The following is a 2,516-nucleotide window of genomic DNA, read 5'->3' on the forward strand; positions in this document are numbered from 1 at the left end:
GGGCGTCGGCGTCCGGCTGGGCATCAAGACGACCGGTTGTTCGGGCCTGGCCTACAAGCTGGAGTACGCCGATGACGTGGCGCCCGAAGACGCGGTGTTCGAAGACCGCGGCGTGAAGGTGCTGGTCGATCCGAAGAGCCTGCCCTACATCGACGGCACGCAGCTCGACTTCGTGCGCGAAGGCCTGAACGAGGGTTTCAAGTTCCGCAACCCGCGCGAGAAGGATCGCTGCGGTTGCGGTGAGTCGTTCCGCGTCTAGCGCCCCGGCGCTTGCGAACCAGGCGCGGCCGCAAGCCGCGCCTTTTTGTTGCCTGAAATCCAGCCATGAAGCTCGATAGCGACGATTTCGAACTGTTCGGCCTGCCGCGCCGCTTCGCGCTCGATCGCGACGAGCTCGATGCGCGCTGGCGCGCGCTGCAGGCCGAAGTGCATCCCGACCGCTTCGCAGCCGAGGGCGGTGCGGCCCAGCGCGTCGCGATGCAATGGGCGGTGCGCGTGAACGAGGCCTACCAGCGGCTGAAGCATCCGCTGAAGCGCGCTGCCTACCTGTGCGAGCTCGGTGGCGTCTCGATCGACGCCGAGAACAACACCGCGATGCCGGCCGGTTTCCTGATGCAGCAGATGGAGTGGCGCGAGTCACTCGACGACGCCGCCGGCCTGCCGGCCGTCGAGGCGCTGGCCGACGAGGTCGCCGCGCACCGCCGCCAGGCCCTCGCCGCACTGGCCGCGACGCTCGACGAACGCCATGACACCGCMGCGGCCGCGCAGCAGGTCAGAGCCCTCATGTTCGTAGAGCGCTTTGCCGACGACGTCGATCAACGCCTCGAAGCGCTGGGACAATAGACACCATGGCCCTGCTGCAAATTTCCGAACCGGGGGGCACCCCCGATCCCCATCAGCGCCGCATCGCGGTCGGCATCGACCTCGGCACCACGCATTCGCTGGTCGCTGCGGTGCGCAACGGCGTGTCCGAATGCCTGCCGGACGAAGCCGGCCACGTGATCCTGCCGTCGGCTGTGCGCTACCTGCCCGAAGGGCGGCGCGAGATCGGCCATGGCGCACTGGCGCAGGCCGCGATCGATCCGGCCAATACCGTCGTCTCGGTCAAGCGTTTCATGGGCCGTGGGCTGCGCGACATCGCGCACGTCGAGAAGCTGCCATACGATTTTGTCGATGCGCCGGGCATGGTGCAGCTGCGCACGATCGACGGCGTGAAGTCGCCGGTGGAGGTGTCGGMCGAGATCCTCGCGACGCTGCGTTATCGCGCCGAGGACACCTTCGCCGACGACCTGTTCGGCGCGGTGATCACGGTGCCGGCCTACTTCGACGATGCGCAGCGGCAGGCCACGAAGGATGCCGCGCAACTCGCCGGCCTGAACGTGCTGCGCCTGATCAACGAGCCGACCGCCGCGGCGATCGCCTACGGGCTGGAGAACGGTTCCGAGGGCTTGTACGCCGTCTACGACCTGGGCGGCGGCACCTTCGACATTTCACTGCTGAAGCTGACGAAGGGCGTGTTCGAGGTCGTCGCGACCGGCGGCGATTCGGCACTCGGTGGCGACGATTTCGATCGCACGCTCGCCGACTGGGCGCTGGACCAAGCCGGCCTGCGCGCCGACACGCCGCAGGACAAGCGTGCGGTGCTGGTGGCCGCGCGTGCCGCGAAGGAGAAGCTCTCGTCCTCCGACCACGCCACGCTCGCCAGTCCGCTGTCGTCCGGCGAGCTGTCGGTACGCGTGACGCGTGCGCAGTTCGAGACGCTCGGCGCCGCTCTGCTGGCGCGCACGCTGGCGGCTGTTCGCAAGGTGCTGCGCGATGCGCAGGCCGCGAAGGAAGAAGTGCAGGGCGTCGTGATGGTGGGCGGTTCCACCCGCATGCCGATGGTGCAGGCGGCGGTCGCCGGCTTCTTCGGCAAGGCACCGCTGACCAACCTGAATCCGGACGAGGTCGTCGCGCTCGGCGCGGCGATCCAGGCCAACGCGCTGGCGGGCAATGCCGGTGCCGACGAGTTGCTGCTGCTCGACGTGATCCCGCTGTCGCTSGGTMTCGAGACGATGGGCGGGCTGGTCGAGCGCATCATCCCGCGCAACAGCACGATCCCGACCGCGCGTGCGCAGGAGTTCACGACCTTCAAGGACGGGCAGACCGCGATGGCGCTGCACGTGGTGCAGGGCGAGCGCGAACTCGTCAGCGATTGCCGCTCGCTCGCGCGCTTCGAGCTGCGCGGCATGCCGCCGATGGTGGCGGGCGCGGCGCGCATCCGCGTGAGCTTCCAGGTCGATGCCGATGGGCTGCTGAGCGTCAGCGCGCGCGAGGAGGTGTCGGGCGTCGAGGCCGCGATCACCGTGAAGCCGAGCTACGGCCTGTCCGACGACGAGGTCGCGCGCATGCTGACCGAGAGCTTCAGCACGGCCGAGGCCGACATGCGCGTGCGCAGCCTGCGCGAATCGCGCGTCGAGGCCGAGCGCATGCTGCTCGCGACGCGTTCCGCGCTCGAGGCCGACGGTGACCTGCTG

Annotated in this window: 3 protein-coding genes; all 3 read left to right on the top strand. The window is 69.1% G+C overall.

What is annotated here, in order from left to right; translation table 11 throughout:
• Nucleotides 1–259: HesB/IscA family protein (locus AC1D12_RS30795; protein WP_477845014.1), on the top strand; the 259-nt coding region annotated here is incomplete at its 5' end.
• Nucleotides 260–324: 65 nt separating this feature from the next.
• Complete coding sequence (gene hscB, locus AC1D12_RS30800) at nucleotides 325–843, top strand: Fe-S protein assembly co-chaperone HscB (protein WP_477828484.1); 519 nt, start codon at nucleotides 325–327, stop codon at nucleotides 841–843.
• 5 nt (nucleotides 844–848) lie between these two features.
• Nucleotides 849–2,516, top strand: a 1,668-nt coding sequence (hscA, locus tag AC1D12_RS30805) for a Fe-S protein assembly chaperone HscA (RefSeq protein WP_477845015.1), incomplete at its 3' end; no start/stop codon positions are given.

The organism is Rhizobacter sp. P1_G5 (genome assembly GCF_056405435.1).